We start from the raw sequence: 18093 nt of genomic DNA, 5'->3' as shown, positions 1-18093 counted from the left end.
CCCACGGAGGCCGTGAGAACGGCGTCCGCCTGCATCGATGTGCCTGATTCATTAAGTTCAGGATTACTGTTTATTCGGTGCGGGACACCGATGGAGAACGCTGTGAGAAAGGATGAAAGGCAATTGCGTATCGGCATATTGGGCTGTGGACCGATTTCGCAGTTTGCACACTTCGAGTCCGTGCAGAAAGCGCGCAACGCCACGTTGTTTGCGGTGTGCGATGTCGACGAAGGTCTCGCGCGACATTTCGGCCAGTTCTACGACGCGCAGAAGATCTATCTCGACTATGACGAGATGCTCGCGGACCCGGAGGTGGACGCCGTCGTGATCGGTACGTCCGATGCGTTCCACGTACCCGCGTCACTGAAGGCACTTGCTGCGGGCAAGCACGTGCTGTGCGAGAAACCCATCGGCGTTTCGGTCGAGGAGGTCGAGCAGCTCGCTCTGGAAGTTCGACGTTCGGGCAAGGTTCTGCAAATCGGCCACATGCTACGCTTCGATCCCGGCATCGAATCGGCGAAGGCATTCGTGCAGGATGAAATGGGCGAGATGCTGGCGCTCAAGGCCTGGTACTGCGATTCGACGCATCGCTATACCAACACGGACGCGATTCAACCCATGCCACGCCAAGGCACGCGCGTGCTGCGTCCGCAAGGCGACCCCAAAGCCGACAGGCAACGGTATTTCATGCTGGCGCACGGTAGCCATCTCGTCGATCTCGCGCGCTATCTCGGCGGCCCGATTCGCGCGGTCGATGCGAGGCTGCGAGAGAAATTCGGCGCTTATTGCTGGTTCGTGGACGTCGATTTCGAAAACGGCACGCTGGGGCATCTGGATTTGACCATCGCGGTTCGCATGGACTGGCACGAAGGGTTTCAGATCTACGGCGAGCACGGTAGCGCGACCGCGAAAATCTATAACCCCTGGTACTACAAGGCGAGCGACGTCGAGATTTTTCACGAGCGTAATGAGACGACGACGCGCGTGCTGGGAGCCGATGGGCATTTCTATCGACGCCAGATCGAAGGGTTCGCGGATACGGTGCTGAATGGCGTCGCGGCACGAGGCGCCGATATCGACGATGGTGTTGCGTCGATCCGGGCAATGGTCGCGATTGCGCAATCGGTGCGTAGCGGCGCGCCGGTCGCCCTCGATGAAGTCGGGGGTGCGTTGTGATGACGCCAGGCGTTTTTGCCCGGACGTACGCCGCGAAATACCCTGGCGATCTGTTCGTGCGGATACGCGCCGACGGGTTCTCCGCCGTGCAGTTCAACCTTTCATGTGCGGGACTTGCGGCATTGCCCGACGTGTTTCCGTCCGGCATGGGGGAACGTATTGCCCAAAGCGCCAGGGAAGCGGGCCTGACGTTGTGCGCGTTATCGGGTACCTACAACATGGCGCATCCAGACCCGGCACAACGACAACGCGACAGAGCCGGGTTCGAAAACGTGATGCGGGCAGCGCGCGAGATGGGCGTCTCGCTGGTGACCTTGTGCACCGGATCGCGCGATACCTCGAATATGTGGCGCGCTCATCCCGACAACCGCTCTGACGAGGCATGGCATACCCTTCGCGGTGAACTCGATTTTGCGCTGGCACTTGCCGAGGCATTCGATCTCGTGCTCGGTATCGAGCCGGAACCGGGCAACGTGATTGCAGATGCGAGGCTCGCGCGCAGGATACTCGATGAGATGGGTTCGACGCGTCTTGGCATTGTGCTCGACGCCGCCAATCTTCTTCCGCCCGAGGCGCAGCCCCGGCAGAACGAGATCGTTGCGGAGGCCGCGGAACTGCTCGGGGGCAGCCTGTTTCTCGTGCATGCGAAGGATATAGACCGTCATGGCACCGTCGTTCCCGCAGGCCAGGGCGCCGTCGATCTTCCGGCATTCGTCGCCCGGATGAAAGCGGTTGGCTACGATGGTCCGCTGGTCGGCCACAACTTCGAAGAGTCCGAGGCGCCTGGCGTGGCATCGTATCTGTCGTCAATCATTCAGGACTGCGCGTGATGACTGGCCGCTACTTTGAAACGGCGGATGGATGCAGGCTGGCATTCGTGGATGAGGGCGAGGGTCTGCCGGTGTTGTGGCAGCACGGGTTGGGCGCGGACCGCAGGCAACCGGCGGAGGTTTTTCCCGCGATCGACAGCATTCGCCGCATCACGCTCGAATGTCGCGGCCACGGTCTTTCCGCGTTAGGGAGCGTCACGGCATTGTCGATCGCACAGTTTGCCGATGATACCGTGGCCCTTCTGGATCATCTTGGCATCGGGCGCGCGGTCGTCGGCGGCATATCGCTCGGCGCGGCCGTGGCGTTGCGCATCGCGGTGTCGCGCCCCGAGCGCGCGGCCGCGCTGATTCTTGCGCGGCCCGCGTGGGTGGACACGGCGGGTCCCGCGCAACTGCGGATCTATCGCGACGTGGCCGATCTTCTCGCGAAACATGGGGCCCGCGAGGGTTTGATGCGACTCGAAGCCGGCGAGCGTTTGCAAGAGATCGAAGTAGTCTCGACCGATAACGCGGCATCGATGCGCGGCTTTTTCACGCGGAGCGATCCGGAGTCGACCATTGCGCTGTTGAGTCGCATTCCCGCACAGGGGCCGGACGTTCAACGCAGCGATATCGGCGGGCTCGATTTGCCGACGCTCGTCGTTGCCAACGGCCAGGATTATGTGCATCCAGTGGAAATGGCGCAGACGCTGGCCGACCTGATTCCGGGTTCGACGTTGAGGATCGTGACGTCGAAATCTGTAAGTCGCAACGAGTACCTCGCCGGGATGGAACGGGCGTTGCGCGAGTTTCTGATGCCGATGCGGAGCGCGTCATGACACAGGCCACAAAGAGCTTGCAGACACCAGACGGCGCATCCATTCTCGTGATCGATATCGGTGGTACGAACGTCAAGTTTGGCTACGCATGTGGCGGCCAACCGCTGGCTTATCGCAAGCTCTTTTCGAGCGATGCGCTCAGAGCGGGGGATCCTGTGCAAGCACTGGCACGAATGGTCGGGAATGTGATCGCGGAGACAGGCATCGCGCCACAGACGATAGTCGCCGCCGTGCCGGGATTTATCGACCGGGATGGCGATCGCGTTCTGCATGCCGCGAACATCGGGAGTCTCGATGGCCGGCGGCTGGGTACCGAGCTTGCGCGGCTCGTCGGCTGCACCGTTCTCCTTGAGCGTGACGCGGTATTGGCCCTGCTGGGCGAGACGCGAGCGGGCATTGTTGGGGATGCAAATGATGTTCTCGGCATCTTCTTCGGCACCGGGATCGGTGCGGCTTACGTGAATGACGGCAAGCCGTTTCGCGGCGGCGGCTGGGCGCTGGAAATCGGTCTGATGCCGTTTTGCGCGCAAGGTCCTGTGCCCGAGGGCGTGCGACCGGACTGCCTCGAAGCCTATGCATCCGGGCGTGCGCTGCAAGCCATTGCCGAGCGTAACGGCGTGTCCATTGACGGTGTATTCCAGGCATCGGGGTTCGATTCTTCGTTGGAGAAAGAGCTGTCGCGCTTCGTCAGATATCAGGCGATGGCGGTGGGCGCGGCCATTGCGATGATGTCGCCGTCTGTGATTCTTCTCGGTGGCGGAATCATGGATATGGCCGGCTATCCGCGGGAAGCGTTGACCGAACTCATCGGCCGTTTCGTGCCGATGGCGGAGACGGGACGCACGTTGGATGTGCGCTGGTCCCGGCACGGCTGGACCGCCGTTTTGCATGGGGCATCCGCGATCATCGCGGGGGGCATGGCTACGCTATAGGTAGAAAATAGATTCCCGAATGGTTGGAGGTGCTAAGCAGGATTGCAGTTTTTGAGTGTGCGTTGCTTAATCCATATTTCTATTTTGAAAGAGAAATTCAAAATGAATATGCCTCAGAAGAACGCGTATCGGCAATTCAAAAAAACAGGCAATCTATCGCAAATCTCCGCTTGCTACGAGGAGGGGCGCAACATCCTGTGGGTGATGTTGCACCCGCGGCCGCGCCCCTGCTTCAATGTCGAACTCGTGCGTGAAATTCTCGAACTCGCCCAGGCCGCCCGGGAATCCGATGTGCCGATCGACTTCTGGGTCACCGGCTCAAAGGTTCCGACGATGTTCAATGTCGGCGGGGACCTCGATTTCTTGGCGAAAGCGATTCGCATGGGAAAACGCCAGGAGCTGATGGCCTACGCACAGGCCTGCGTCGACTGCGTGTATGCAGCAGCGCGAGGGTTCGATACCGGGGCCATTTCGCTTGCGATGGTCGAAGGAACCGCACTTGGCGGAGGGTTCGAGGCAGCGCTTGCACATCATTTCCTGCTCGCTCAGCGCGACGTACAAATGGGGTTCCCGGAAATCGCGTTCAATCTCTTTCCCGGTATGGGCGGGTATTCGCTCGTCGCTCGCAAGGCAGGCATGCTGCTCGCCGAAGAGCTGATCGGCGCGGGCGAGTCGCATACGGCGCAATGGCATGCGGAGAAGGGGCTCGTCGATCAGGTATTCAAGCCGGGCGATGCCCAAGCCGCGATGCATACCTTCATCGACAAACTGCGCCCGAAACTGAACGGCATTCGCGCCATGATACGCGCGCGCCAACGCGTGTTGCCGTTGTGTCGTGCGGAATTGCTGGCGACTACTGAAGACTGGGTCGAAGCCGCCTTCGATATCAAGGAGAAAGACCTCGCCTTCATGGAGCGTCTCGTCGTCATGCAAAACCGGCGCTCGTCCAGTTTGCAAATGGGGTCTACGAATTTTTTCGAAAACGGGTAGGTCCGGTAGGGTAGGCAGTGGGCAGGGGCGTATTACGAAGGTGCGAGCTGTTTTCTTCGGTACGCCAACTGACCGCGTGTGATGCCGAGAATCGCGGCTGCCCGTGAGGCATTACCTCCGGCCTGATCGACCGCGGCGCTGACCATCGTCCTTTCCATCTGAGCGAGAGTGACGCCATGGCGGCGCATGAGTTCGCTCACGATTGCCGAGTGATCCGGTTCCGCCTCGTCCCGATGCAAAGCGGGAGCCGCTTCTGCGGTGCTCTTTTCCGAAGGAATCGACACGATGTGATCCGTTTGCGTACGCTCGCGCGAAAGCTCCTTCATCGTAATGACATGTGAAAGGTCGAGCGGCCGGTCGTTGTCGCTGAGAATGATTGCACGCTCGAGGACATTCGAAAGCTCACGGATATTGCCGGGCCAGGGGTACGAGAGCAGCGTGGCCATGGCTTCCGGCGCGAGTCCGTGGACCTGGCGGTCGTAGGCCTTCGAATAGCGCTCGACGAAGTGCGCAATAAGCACCGGGATATCTTCCTTGCGTTGCCGCAGCGGCGGAATCTGAATCGGGAAAACATATAGGCGGAAGAACAGGTCTTCCCGGAAATGGCCTGCCCGCACGGCGCCCCAAAGATCCTCGTTGGTTGCGGCAATGATGCGAACGTCAGCGTGCCGGGCCGTGCCGCTGCCGAGGCGTTCGAACTCTCCCGTTTCCAGTACGCGCAGCAATTTGCCTTGCGCGGTAAGCGGCAGGGTCGCGATCTCATCCAGAAACAGAGTGCCATTCTCGGCGAGTTCGAAACGCCCTGCACGGGCGGCCTCGGCACCGGTGAAAGCGCCGCGCTCCACACCAAACAGTTCGGCTTCCATCAAGCTCTCGGGAATGGCCGCGCAGTTTATGGCCACGAACTGCTGCGCCGCCCGGTGACTCCGCTCGTGCAGCAGGCGGGCCAAAGCGCTCTTGCCGACGCCGCTTTCCCCCAGCAACAGTGCGGTCGCCCCGGTTGGTGCCACACGGTTGATCTTCTGGACAACAGCCTGGAAAGCCGGCGACATGCCAACTATCTCCGACTTACCCTTGGACTGTTCATGCGGGAGTGCCGCCACGCGTCGCTTTTCTCTTCTTTCCTTTGCCTTGAAATCAGGCACATGATCCATGACTGGCGCGTTCAGGAACTGCAGCTCCGTCTCCGGATCGGCCCATTCGCTTGCCGGCTGGGCGATGACATGGCACACGTCGTGCCCCATTGCCCGACAGCCGATTTCCCGCACGAGGATCAGCTTCCCCATGCAGGCGCTCAGGAAGCCGCTTGCGTATCCGGTCTGTAGCCAGCATGCGGGCGTCGAACTGAAGCTATGCGACAGTCGGTGGTCTTCGTCTTCGAATGAATGTTCCCACAGGAATTCCAGACGGCAGCGCCCTTGCGTCACGTCCAGGTCCGCGCTGATCAGCTTGGAGAGGGCGACCCCCTGTAGCGCATGAAGCTGCGGGCCTCGCGCCAGCAAATCGAATATAGCGGCGCCCGGTGCATGAAGTTGTAGTGCTGTCTCCGCGTCGCGTGTGCCTGAAGAAAACCCGATGCGAGTCAGGATCGCTCTGGCGGAATAACTGCCGAGTGAGGCAATCAGTTCGCCGCGCAAATCGTTGAGCGCGGCGAGATGCATCATGATCATGCGCTGCTTGCCCAGATAGATCTGCGCCCGCTCGGGATTGAAATGGAGCTTGTCTTTGAGTAGTGCGATATCGGGGAAGTCCATGCGGCTGAGTGCTTTCGGCATCGATGTCTCCCTTGGCTTGCCGGGCGGCCTGCCAAAGGAGGTTAAAAATTTTGCAGTGGGGCATCATTTTTTTTCAGGTACCGCGAAAAATCAACCGCGACCGATTTGTGGTTTTATATTGCAATGCAACATTGTCGATGTTCTAAGTTTTATATTTTTCATAGTTTTAACGGAAAATGAGAAATGATGCGATGCATCATTTCTGTGATGGCATGATGATTGCTTGATAGATCCGGTGGCGCGATAGTGGCTGCGCAAGAAACCCCTTGAAGGAGCAGTAATCATGTCGGAGCTTTCAAGCCTGGGATACACCGTGTTCCAGGTGAGCAATTTGAGGAAATGGGAGGATTTTGCAGTTGACGTGCTTGGCCTGATGGCGGGCCAGCGAAATTCCGGTTCACTTGGCTTGCGTATGGACGAGTACGCGCAGCGCATCCTGCTGGAGGAGGGGCGCGACGACGACATTGCCGCGGCAGGCTGGCAGTTCGATACGGAGGACGAGTTGCATGCCTACATCACGCGACTGAAGAGCACGGGTCTTCCGGTCCGCGATGGCGGCAAGGACCTTGCCGCGAGCCGGCAGGTGGAGCGTGTCTTCTGTTGCGACGACCCGAATGGCTTCGTCCATGAATTTTATTGCGGCCCGACCTATGCCCCGGGTTCTGCGCCGTTTCACTCGGCGCGACTAAAGGGAGCGGGATTCGAGACGGGACGCCTCGGCATGGGACATATCCTGCCCGTTTCGAAAGACTACGTTAGGTCGCTCGACTTCTATAAGAACGTGCTCGGCCTTCGTATCAGCGACACGATTCGCGATTCGCATACCATGCCCGGTGTGATGATCGATGCGACTTTTTTTCACACGCGAACGGGGCGCCATCATTCGCTGGCCACAGCATCCATGCCTTTCCCGAAGCGGCTGCACCACGTGCTGCTTGAGGTGCAGAGCATCGACGATGTGGGTATGGCCTATGACCGCTGCCTGAATGCCGGTCTGACGATCCACGCGGGATTGGGACATCATCCCAATGACCAGATGTTCTCCTTTTACGTCCAGACGCCGTCGGGTTTCGGACTCGAGTATGGCTATGGCGGTGTCGTCATCGACGACCTTGCGTGGGAAGTGAAAAACTACAGTCAGCTGAGCGACTGGGGCCATCGGCCTCCGGCCATGTCCGTGTAAGCGGTTCGCGTTCGGGCAGGCTGTCACGACGCCCCGATTCCACCAAAGGTATTCCGTGCAGCGCACCGTGCGAGTGACACGGTGCGGTCCGTGCATCACGAATAACGGATCGGTTCTTCAATTCAGGAATACAGAATATGGCTGAAACTGCGCTAGCGAAAACGCCGGTGCGGCGCATCGATACGTTGCCGGATTGCTTCCGACAGGGAATGCGCCGCCTGGCAGCCGGCGTTTGTGTGCTGACGTCCGATCTGGACGGGATGCCGGTCGGGTTGACGGCGACGGCCGTGACCTCGTTGTCCGCGGAGCCGCCGCGCCTGCTGGCTTGCGTGAACCGCAAGGTGTCCGCGTATACGGCCTTCGAAAAGGCGCGTGCTCTATGCGTGAACGTGCTGTCCGCGAGCGACGTGGATATCGCTCGACGTTTTGCAGGGATGGTGCCGGATGTCAGCGGGCCGGATCGATTCGCGACGAGTATGTGGAAAGGCAAGGTGCCGGCATTGTCCGGCGCACTGGCGAGCTTCCAGTGCCACATAGCCGAGATGGTCCAGGCAGGCACGCATTCCATTTTGATTTGCGACGTGGAGAGTGTCGTTGTAGGAGAAGTCGACACAGCGCCGCTCGTGTACGCGCACGGGCAGTTCAGCGCGCTTGTCGACGATTCGAGTGTTAAGGAGAAGGAAGGAAATGAATGTCGCTAACGAAATGATTTACGCGCCGTCGGTGAAGGAACTGGTTGCGCGCGCCAACGCAATGATTCCTGCACTACGTGCCAGCGCCGCTGAAGTAGAACAGGCGCGCAGTGTGCCAGCAGAGACGATCGAGGCCTTCAGGCAGGCCGGTTTCTTCAAGATACTGCAACCGAGGCGCTGGGGGGGATGGGAAATGGACCCGGGCGTATTCTCCAGGGTACTGATGGAACTTGGCAGAGGGTGCCCATCCAGCGCGTGGAACATGATGATTCTGGGTGTCCACCAGTGGGAGTTCGGTACGATGGACCCGCGCGCGGGGGAAGCATTGTGGGCAACGGACCCGAATATCCTGGTCGCTTCGTCTTATGCTCCGTTCGGGAAATGTCGCCGGGTGGAAGGCGGATGGCTCGTGAGCGGCGAATGGCGAACCTCCAGTGGGTGCGATCACGCCGAAGGCGGTGCCATGCTGGGTGCGTTTGCGCTCGACGAAAAAGGCAATCCTCGCGATCACCGCGCCTTCCTCGTGTCGCGCGACGACTACGAGATTATCGACGACTGGCATGTCGTCGGACTCGGCGGTACCGGGAGTAAGAGCGTGCGTATCAAGGGCGAGGCATTCGTGCCGGATTATCGTTCGCACAGCATCGTCGACTATCGGAAATCCAACCGGCCGGAGCCGTATCTGTACCCGTTCAGCCAGGTTTTCTATGGGGCGGTGTCGTCGGTCATCATCGGCTACGCACGCGGCATGATCGATCTGTACATCGAACAGATGACGTCGCGCCAGAATGTCATGGGGCCGGGGGGCGCGGCACAGAACCCGTACGTGAAGGACAAGCTCGGCAACGCCGCATTGCTGGTCCGCTCGGCACAGGCACGCCTCGCGCAGGTCTATGCGGAAGCATCGGCTCACGTTAGCCAAGGCGAGTTGGTGCCTCTGAACGATCGCGTCTATCACGCCCTTGAAATTCAGCGCTGCGGCAAGGATTGCCTCGATGCTTCGCTCATGCTGTGGAAGAAGCTCAGTGCGCGCGCGGTTGCGCTGAGCAACCCGGCGCAATTGTGGATGCGCGCCATGCTGGTCGCTGCCAACCATATTACCCAGAACGAAGACGATACGGCGGGTGTGCTTGGCGGGTATCTGCTTGGCCAGGGTGTTCCGCCATTCCTGTTCGGTTTGCCGGAAGCACAGTAGTACCAGACACGCCCCGGAAAAGCCGCGCTATGGGCGCGGTTTGCCGGGGCGTCCGCGAGAGGTGAATGCGGTGGCATGAGTGAACGAGGGCGGGCGTGATATTCGCACCGAAGCGACCGGAGGAGCTTCAGAAGTTCGACATCGTTGGAGAGATCGGCGCGCCTTGCTCCTGGCTCGGTTTGGGGGTTGGGAATCCAGCAGGAAGGTCACATACATTCATTCCGTCCTTGCACCTATTGCATGGCAAGCGATCAGCTCGAAGTATTGTCGGACTATCAACGCGAATTCGATAAGGCCTATATCATGGCATTTGTGTTGACGACCTAAGGATGAGGTTCAATGGGAATCTGTGCATCGAGAGCTATTACTGTTAGTACCGACGTTGTCGCTCCGTACGACAACCAGCCTGGTTCGCAAGCCGTCAGGCCCGGGTCTAACCGGGAACGTCAACAGTCGCCGAGCTTTCCGCTGCAGGGCTTATCTCGTGCACCGCGCCCTTCCCGTGACGCAGGCTCGATGCCGAGTATCAGCGTTTCGCGCGTTCGACCAGAGCAACGCGAAATGAACGAGGTCAATTACGCTGCGTCCCATGCCCGGTTCGGAAAATTAAGGATCGGACAAGATCGCAAGCCGGCAGGCGAGTCGAAGGCAAACTTCCGGTTGCATCTACAGGCCCCTGACGGGCAAGCTGTCTCGGTAACTCAGGAGATGACCGCCGACAACGAAAATCCTACGTACACGAACAGATCAACGTTTGGCTATGACGTTGTCGAGCTACCGGAAGCCATGCAGGGAAAGGGCATTGGCTATTTCGTACAGTATGCGGCAGCGAGCGCGGCAACGCGACTCGGTGCCCAGCGGGTAACAGTTGACGCCGTTTCGAATGAAAGAATGGAAGCCCTTTGCACGAAAGTCGCAATGACAAACAAAGGCGCGATCGATGAATCATGCTATTCGGGTGATCCCCGCGAGGTCGCAAGACGCGCCCTGGGCAAATTGAAGGCGCATGGGTGGTCAATCGACAGTGAATGACAGGCACGTATCCTACGCAACTGCCGGCTCCTCGGAGAATCAACTCGCGCGCACCAGCCGGACCCATTGCGTAGAGAAGTCGTTAGTCGGAGCCGGCGGCGCGATGGTTTCGAAGAAGAACCGCTAATCGCATTGCCGCTATCGTCCATGAACGAATGGGAGCGGGTAGCGGAACCCATGCCATTGACAGGCTGGCATGATCAAATCCGGTTGTATTAAGCGGGTTCGATTAAACACGCTTTTACCAACCCACCGGGCGGCCACGTACGGATAATGCGATCAGAACGCAACCTGTTCACAGAGCAAGTTTCAGCCAGGCGATCTGGCAGTCCGTTGAACAGTGCCTTGTTTTGATGACCGGAGCGCTGGTTAGGGGACATCGCAACACAAATCGCAGGATTGCGTGACGGACGCTTTCAAGTTCGCCCTTACCAAAAGCGGCCACCCCCCTCCCGCCCCCCCAACCATTCATTTCGCCCCACGCGACGAAACTTCGGATGCGAGCCGGAATGCTCCGGCGCTCCGCATACAGTGATCGTGGTTTACAGACCGTTATAAGCCCTCACGGGCGATCACGCGAACGGTGCTTCTCAAACGGACTCAATTCTTGGAGTGTCGACCATGTCCAATCTGGCGATTCAGAACCCGTACCAGGCCGGTTCGCTGAATGGTCTGGATGCAGGCAGCTTCGGCGCCGGCAATGCCGGCCAGGAGCAGCTGATGTTGGAATTGCTGCAGGAAATCCTGCAGATCCTGAACCAGACGTACCAGAACCAGAACGGCAGCGGCGGCGGTGCCGGCGCGCCGTCGGTTCCCACACCTTCCAGCGGCGGTTTCTCGCCGCCCGCACCCGCGCCCGCGAGCGCAGGCCCCGGAGGTACACCTCCGGCCAGTGCCCCGTCGGTAGGCACGACGTCGCCGAGCGGCGTGAACGGAGCCGGCGGTGGACCGTCCTCGGTCGACCTGTCGGGCTTCGGCAGCCTGCAATTGCCGAGCGGCAGCAACGGCCACGTGGATACGATCAGCGGCGGCCAGCTCGGCAATTACAACAGCCAGTATTTCCAGCACAACGGCAACGGTTCGATCACGCTGACGGTGCCGCCGGGCGGTGGCGCCCATACCGCGAATTCGAATTTCCCGCGTTCCGAACTCTCGGAAAATGGCACCTGGAAGATGTCGAGCGGTACGTCGACGCTCAGCGGAACGGTCTCGGTCGACAAGCTGCCGCCCGACGGCGACGTCGTGTTCGGCCAGATCCACCAGCAGGTGTCGAGCGGCAAGCCGCGTCCGCCCGTCGAACTGCATTGGGACAAGGGCAACATCGTCGCGAGCGTGATGGACTCGAACTCGCCGAATGCGGGCCGCCATAACGTGACGATCGCAACCGGCGTCAAACCCGGCGAGAAGTTCTCGTACGACATGCAGATGAAGCCGAACGGTCAGCTCGATATCACGGCCGCGGGGCACAGCCAGTCGATCCAGCTGGACCCGAGCTTCAACAACGCCAATATGTACTTCAAGTCGGGCAACTACTGCCAGGACCCGGCGGGCGGCAGCGCCGTGACGCTCTACGGGCTCGGCATCTCGCATACGAAATGAACGGCGCGTAGCTCGCACCGTTGGCCGATGGGCTGCAAGTATCTGCGAATGCGCAGCGGCGGAGCAATGCCGCATCCGTCGTCGTTTCTGCCGGCCGTCACCGTCTCTCCGTCGCGCACGATCGTCAATACGATCGTGCGCGCGCTCGAACGCATCCCGACAGCCCTCTCCAGCGCCTTCGCGCGCCCCCCGTCAAACCCGCTGTAAGCCCCGCCGGACGGGGCTTCGGAAGACATATGATTTTCTTATGAGGTCGATTTATTTTTCTGCCTCGACTTCGTCGGCGCGAGCTTCGACAATCGCGCCCATGCCGATGTATGAACCGGTACGCATGACCCGGTTCAATTGAATTCCGAACGACGAAGGATAAGCAGAAGATGAATCAGAAACACACGAATGCGCCGAGCGACGAGACGCCAGGTGCCGATGACGGACGCTGGCAGTTCTGGGTCGATCGCGGCGGCACGTTCACGGACATCGTCGCGCGCCGGCCCGATGGCGCGCTCGTCACGCACAAGCTGCTGTCGGAGAATCCCGAGCGCTACGAGGATGCAGTCGTGCAGGGCATGCGCGACCTGCTCGCCCTCGCGGCCGACGAGCCGCTGCCGGAGCAGCTCATCGAGGTCGTGAAGATGGGCACGACGGTGGCGACCAATGCGCTGCTCGAACGCAAGGGTGCCCGCACGCTGCTCGCGATCACGCGCGGTTTCGCAGACCAGTTGCGCATCGGCTATCAGGAGCGTCCCGACATCTTCGCGCGTCATATCGAACTGCCGTCGCAGATGTACGAGCGCGTGGTCGAGATCGACGAGCGCGTCGGCGCGCATGGCGAGCAACTGCAACCGCTCGACGAGGCCGGCACGCGCGCCGCGCTCGAAGCGGCGCGCGCGAGCGGCATCACGTCGATCGCGATCGTGCTGATGCACGGCTATCGTTTCCCCGAACACGAACTGCGCGTCGCCGCGATTGCGCGTGAATGCGGTTTCCGGCAGATCTCCGTCAGCCACCAGGTCAGCCCGCTGATGAAACTCGTCGGCCGGGGCGACACGACGGTGGTCGACGCGTACCTGTCGCCGGTGCTGCAGGACTACGTCGAGCGCGTGTCGCGGCAGACCGGTTCGGTGCGCCTGATGTTCATGCAGTCGAGCGGCGGTCTCGCCGACGCGAAGCATTTCCGCGGCAAGGACGCGATTTTGTCGGGGCCGGCGGGCGGCATCGTCGGTGCGGTGAGGACCTGCGAGGCGGTCGGCGAAAGCAGGGTGATCGGCTTCGACATGGGCGGCACGTCGACCGACGTCGCGCACTACGACGGCGCATTCGAGCGCGTGTTCGAGACGCAGGTCGCCGGCGTGCGGGTGCGTGCACCGATGATGGACATCCATACGGTCGCGGCCGGCGGTGGCTCGATCTGCAGCTTCGAAAACGGCCGCTTCAAGGTCGGCCCGGAATCGGCCGGCGCATGGCCCGGTCCGGCGAGCTACCGCAACGGCGGCCCGTTGACGGTGACCGACTGCAACGTGATGCTGGGCCGCGTGCAGCCCGATCATTTCCCGCACGTATTCGGCCCGGACGGCAACCTGCCGCTCGACGCCGGGACGGTCCGCCGGCGCTTCACCGAGCTGGCGCAACAGGTCGAGCGCGAGACTGGCCAGACGATGAGCCCCGAGGCGGTTGCCGAAGGATTCCTGACGGTCGCGGTCGACAGCATGGCGCAGGCGATCAAGACGATCTCGGTCGAACGCGGCCATGACGTGTCCAGCTATGCGCTGTGCGCATTCGGCGGTGCCGGCGGCCAGCATGCATGCGCGGTTGCCGAGGCGCTCGGGATGCGCCGCATCGTGCTGCATCCGTTCGCGGGTGTGCTGTCCGCGTTCGGCATGGGGCTCGCGGATCTGCGCGTGCTGCGCGAGAAGGCCGTCGAAACGGCGCTCGACGCCGGCGCGGTCGAGGCGATCCTGAAGGAATACGAAGCACTCGAAACCGAGGCGGTCCGGCAGGTGGTCGCGCAGCGAGTGCCGCGCGAGCAGATCGCGACGGCGCGCACGGTTCGTCTCAAGTACCAGAACACCGACTCGACGCTCGAAGTGCCGTGCGGCGACGCGCAGACGATGGTCGCCGCGTTCGAGGCGCTGCACGAGAAGCGCTACGGCTTCGTGATGAGCGACAAGCCGCTCGTGATCGAATCGATCGTCGTCGAGGCGGTCGGCAGTACCGGCACGCAGCCAGGCATCGGCGCGCCGGCTGGCGTGGCCGGCGCCACGCCGGGCGAAGTGCGGATGTTCCTCGACGGACGCGACACGGCGGTGCCGCTGTGGGTGCGCAAGACTCTCGCGGCCGGCACGCGGATCGACGGGCCGGCGCTGATCGCCGAGGACATCTCGACGATCGTGCTGCAGTCGGGCTGGCGCGCGAGCGTGCTCGACGACGGGACGCTGCGCCTCGAACAGGCCGACGACGCCGTCACCGGCGCGGCGGCCCGTCAGACGATCACGACCGAGCGCCATCCGGTGCATCTGGAGATCTTCAACAACATCTTCATGTCGATCGCGCAGCAGATGGGCGTGACGCTCGAAAAGACCTCGTATTCGGTCAACATGAAGGAGCGGCTCGATTTCTCGTGCGCGATCTTCGACCGCGCGGGTGGCCTGATCGCGAACGCGCCGCACATTCCTGTGCATCTCGGCTCGATGAGCGACAGCGTGCAGAGCGTGATCCGGCAGCACGCCGACGACATGCAGCGCGGCGACGTCTACATGCTGAACGTGCCGTACAACGGCGGCACCCATCTGCCCGACATCACGGTCGTGATGCCGGTCTACGGTCCCGACGACGCGCTGCTGTTCTACGTGGCCGCGCGCGGCCACCACGGCGACGTCGGCGGTATCACGCCGGGCTCGATGCCGCCGAACAGCACGACGATCGAGGAAGAGGGCGTGCTGCTCGACAACGTGAAGATCGTCGCGGCGGGTCGCTTTCTCGAACCGGCGGTGCGTGAAATGTTCGGGGCCGGTCCGTGGCCGAGTCGCAACGTCGACCAGAACATCGCCGACCTGACCGCGCAGATCGCCGCGTGCGAATGCGGCGCGACCGAACTGCTGCGTGCGGTCGGGCGCTACGGCGCCGACGTCGTGCTCGCGTATATGAACCACGTGCAGGACAATGCCGAGGAGGCCGTGCGCGCCGCGATCGATGCGCTCGCCGACGGCGAGTTCGCGTACGAGATGGACGATGGCGCGGTGATTCGCGTGAAGGTATCGATCGATCATGCCAGGCGCAGCGCGCGAGTCGATTTCGACGGTACCAGCGAGCAGCGCGGCAGCAACTTCAACGCGCCGCGCTCGGTCTGCAAGGCTGCGGTACTGTACGTATTCCGCACGCTGCTGGCGGGCAGCATTCCGATGAACGAAGGCGTGCTGCGGCCGATCGAGATCCTGATTCCGCAGGGCTCGATGCTCAATCCGGTCTATCCGGCGGCGGTCGTCGCGGGTAACGTCGAGGTGTCCCAGTCGATCACCGACGCGCTGTACGGCGCGCTGAACGTGATGGCCGGTTCGCAGGGTACGATGAACAACTTCACGTTCGGCGACGACACCCAGCAGTACTACGAAACGATCGCCGGCGGCTCTGGCGCGGGCCTGGGCCATCCGGGCACGTCGGCGGTGCAGACGCACATGACGAACTCGCGGATGACCGACCCCGAGGTGATCGAATGGCGCTTCCCGGTGATCGTCGAGCAGCACGCGATCCGTGCCGGCAGCGGCGGCGGTGGCCAGCAGGCAGGCGGCGACGGCGCGGTGCGGCGCATCCGCTTCACGCGCGCGATGATCGCGAACATCCTCGCGAACCGCCGCCGGGTGCCGCCGTTCGGGCTCGCGGGCGGCGAGAACGGCCGCCCCGGGCGGAACTGGATCGAGCGGGCCGGCGGCGAGGTCGAACGTTTCGGCGCGACCCATACGGCCCAGGTCAATCCGGGCGACGTGTTCGTGATCGAAACGCCGGGCGGCGGCGGCTACGGCCGCACGGCCTGAGCCCGGCGGGCGGCGCGCAGCGTGATGGGGGCGCGCCGCCCGCGCGGCAGTGAACTTCACCTTACCGGCGGTTGGGAACACCACCCGCCGCTGGACCAATCAGGAGACCAACGATGCACCCCACGGCAGTCAATCTCTATCCGTTGCTTGGCGTTCTCGTCATCGTCGCGGGATTCGTCCTGCGTTTCAATCCGATGCTGATCGTCACGGTGGCGGCGATCGTTACCGGCTTCGCCGCGCACTTCCCGGTCGAACGCATTCTCGAGGCGATCGGCAGCGGCTTCGTCAAGACCCGCGTGATCCCGCTCATCATCCTGCTGCCGCTGCCGGTGATCGGCCTGCTCGAACGGCACGGGTTGCGCGAGCGCGCACAGATCTGGATCAGCGGCATTCGCGCGGCCACGCCGGGGCGGCTTCTGATCGCCTATCTGTTCGTGCGCGAGATCACGGCTGGGCTCGGCCTGACCGGGCTCGGCGGCCATCCGCAGATGGTTCGCCCGCTGATCGCGCCGATGGCCGAGGGCGCCGCCGCGCGCTTCGGCAAGCTCGGCGACACCGAGCGCTACCGGATTCGCGCGTTCGCGGCGGCGTCCGACAACGTCGGCCTGTTCTTCGGCGAGGATATTTTCGTCGCGTTCGGCGCGATCGTGCTGATGGTCACGTTCCTCAAAGAGGCCGGCATCACGGTGGAGCCGCTGCACGTCGCCGTGTGGGGCATCCCGGTCGCCGTCGCCGCGTTCGTCGTGCATAGCTTGCGGCTGCGGCGGCTCGACCGCTGGCTCGAACGCCGGGCGCAGGCTTCGTCCGAGACGCCCGACAGTCCCTCTCACGCCGCCACGCCGGCCAACGGAGAACACGCATGACGATCCTGCTCAACTATTTCTTCTGGCTGCTCGGCGTACTGCTGTTCGTCGTCGGCGGCATCATCGTTTGCGATCGTGAGCATCCCAAACGGTTTCTCGCCGGCGGTTTCTGGATACTCTACGGCGTCGTGTTCGTGGTCGGCGACCGGTTGCCCGCCGCTGTGGTCGGCGGGCTCGTCGTCGCGATGGCGCTGGTGGCGGGCTTCGGCGGCGTGACGGGCGGCAAGCCGAAGGTCCGCACCGAGAGCGAGCGGTTCGAGCGCGCGAAGCAGCTCGGCAACCGGCTGTTCGCGCCGGCGCTGACGATCCCGCTCGTCACCGTGATCGGCACGCTGCTGTCGTCGCATCTCGTGTTCGGCGGCATGCCGCTGATCGATCCGAAGAACGTCACGCTCGTCTCGTTCGGCATCGGCTGCGTCGCCGCGCTCGCGCTCGCATGCAGGCTGACGCGCGACTCGGTTGCGCAGTCGGTCCGCGAATCGCGCCGGCTGATCGACGCGCTGTCGTGGGCGGTGGTGCTGCCGCAACTGCTCGGGATGCTCGGGCTGGTGTTCGCCGATGCCGGCGTCGGCAAGGCGGTCGCTCATGTCAGCACGACCTACATCGACCTCGACCATCGCTTTGTCGCCGTCGTCGTCTATTGCGTCGGGATGGCGCTCTTCACGGTCATCATGGGCAACGGCTTCGCGGCGTTTCCGGTGATGACGGGCGGCATCGGCGTGCCGATCCTGGTCGGCGTGTTCCACGGCAACCCGGCGACGATGGCCGCGATCGGCATGTTCTCCGGCTACTGCGGCACGCTATTAACGCCGATGGCGGCGAACTACAATATCGTCCCGGCCGCGCTGCTCGAATTGCCGGACAAATACGGCGTGATTCGCGCGCAGGTGCCGACCGCGCTCATCATGCTGGTCGTCAATATCGTGCTGCTCAATTCGCTGATGTTCCTCTGATACCCGCAGCGGCTCGGCGGCAGCGAA

General features: G+C 62.3%; 15 protein-coding genes. 14 read left to right on the top strand and 1 reads right to left on the bottom strand.

Annotated features, from left to right (window positions below):
* Nucleotides 1–102 precede the first annotated feature (102 nt).
* The 5 genes from F3J19_RS18830 (at nucleotide 103) to F3J19_RS18810 (ending at nucleotide 4746) form a co-directional block, all read left to right on the top strand.
* Complete coding sequence (locus F3J19_RS18830) at nucleotides 103–1176, top strand: Gfo/Idh/MocA family oxidoreductase (RefSeq protein ID WP_345891054.1); 1074 nt, start codon at nucleotides 103–105, stop codon at nucleotides 1174–1176.
* Nucleotides 1176–2006 carry a sugar phosphate isomerase/epimerase family protein gene (locus tag F3J19_RS18825; RefSeq protein WP_167044194.1) on the top strand — a complete coding sequence of 277 codons (831 nt, stop codon included), beginning with the start codon at nucleotides 1176–1178 and terminating at the stop codon, nucleotides 2004–2006. Before F3J19_RS18830 ends, F3J19_RS18825 begins: the two co-directional genes overlap by 1 nt.
* A gap of 47 nt (nucleotides 2007–2053) precedes the next feature.
* Nucleotides 2054–2824, top strand: coding sequence for an alpha/beta fold hydrolase (locus F3J19_RS18820; protein ID WP_167044190.1), 771 nt, complete (start codon nucleotides 2054–2056; stop codon nucleotides 2822–2824).
* Complete coding sequence (locus F3J19_RS18815; protein WP_167044186.1) at nucleotides 2821–3756, top strand: ROK family protein; 936 nt, start codon at nucleotides 2821–2823, stop codon at nucleotides 3754–3756. Before F3J19_RS18820 ends, F3J19_RS18815 begins: the two co-directional genes overlap by 4 nt.
* A gap of 102 nt (nucleotides 3757–3858) precedes the next feature.
* Entirely contained in the window at nucleotides 3859–4746 is an 888-nt protein-coding gene (locus F3J19_RS18810; protein WP_167044183.1) for a crotonase/enoyl-CoA hydratase family protein, read from the top strand.
* Between the two features lie 32 nt (nucleotides 4747–4778).
* Here F3J19_RS18810 and F3J19_RS18805 read toward each other — a convergent pair whose 3' ends face one another.
* On the bottom strand, nucleotides 4779–6521 hold the full coding sequence (locus F3J19_RS18805; RefSeq protein WP_167044180.1) for a sigma-54-dependent Fis family transcriptional regulator: 1743 nt from the start codon (nucleotides 6519–6521) through the stop codon (nucleotides 4779–4781).
* A 283-nt stretch (nucleotides 6522–6804) separates the two neighbouring features.
* On the opposite strand from F3J19_RS18805, the gene F3J19_RS18800 reads away from it, so the two are divergent.
* The 9 genes from F3J19_RS18800 (at nucleotide 6805) to F3J19_RS18760 (ending at nucleotide 18066) form a co-directional block, all read left to right on the top strand.
* Nucleotides 6805–7704, top strand: a complete 900-nt coding sequence (locus tag F3J19_RS18800) for a VOC family protein (protein ID WP_167044177.1) — start codon at nucleotides 6805–6807, stop codon at nucleotides 7702–7704.
* 137 nt (nucleotides 7705–7841) lie between these two features.
* Entirely contained in the window at nucleotides 7842–8405 is a 564-nt protein-coding gene (locus F3J19_RS18795; RefSeq protein ID WP_167044174.1) for a flavin reductase family protein, read from the top strand.
* Nucleotides 8392–9591 (top strand): acyl-CoA dehydrogenase family protein, encoded by a 1200-nt coding sequence (locus tag F3J19_RS18790; RefSeq protein WP_205193010.1) that lies wholly within the window; start codon nucleotides 8392–8394, stop codon nucleotides 9589–9591. Before F3J19_RS18795 ends, F3J19_RS18790 begins: the two co-directional genes overlap by 14 nt.
* 561 nt (nucleotides 9592–10152) lie before the next feature.
* Nucleotides 10153–10623, top strand: coding sequence for a hypothetical protein (locus F3J19_RS18785; protein WP_167044171.1), 471 nt, complete (start codon nucleotides 10153–10155; stop codon nucleotides 10621–10623).
* A gap of 621 nt (nucleotides 10624–11244) precedes the next feature.
* The gene (locus tag F3J19_RS18780) at nucleotides 11245–12222 is read left to right on the top strand and encodes a polysaccharide lyase family 7 protein (protein ID WP_167044167.1); all 978 of its coding nucleotides are present in this window, start codon (nucleotides 11245–11247) and stop codon (nucleotides 12220–12222) included.
* Between the two features lie 66 nt (nucleotides 12223–12288).
* Nucleotides 12289–12429: a hypothetical protein gene (locus F3J19_RS18775; RefSeq protein ID WP_167044164.1), complete on the top strand. Its 141-nt coding sequence runs from the start codon at nucleotides 12289–12291 to the stop codon at nucleotides 12427–12429.
* Nucleotides 12430–12599: 170 nt separating this feature from the next.
* Nucleotides 12600–16250 carry a hydantoinase B/oxoprolinase family protein gene (locus F3J19_RS18770; protein ID WP_167044161.1) on the top strand — a complete coding sequence of 1217 codons (3651 nt, stop codon included), beginning with the start codon at nucleotides 12600–12602 and terminating at the stop codon, nucleotides 16248–16250.
* A 113-nt stretch (nucleotides 16251–16363) separates the two neighbouring features.
* Nucleotides 16364–17113, top strand: a complete 750-nt coding sequence (locus F3J19_RS18765; protein ID WP_167044158.1) for a DUF969 domain-containing protein — start codon at nucleotides 16364–16366, stop codon at nucleotides 17111–17113.
* Entirely contained in the window at nucleotides 17110–18066 is a 957-nt protein-coding gene (locus tag F3J19_RS18760) for a DUF979 domain-containing protein (protein ID WP_167044156.1), read from the top strand. The genes F3J19_RS18765 and F3J19_RS18760 overlap by 4 nt, the downstream gene beginning before the upstream one ends.
* The last annotated feature ends 27 nt before the right edge of the window (nucleotides 18067–18093 follow it).

It is taken from the genome of Burkholderia sp. Ax-1724 (assembly GCF_011752995.1).
GTDB lineage: Bacteria > Pseudomonadota > Gammaproteobacteria > Burkholderiales > Burkholderiaceae > Paraburkholderia.
Note: the sequence above shows the minus strand (reverse complement) of the source record. Positions and strands in the feature narration are given on the sequence as shown.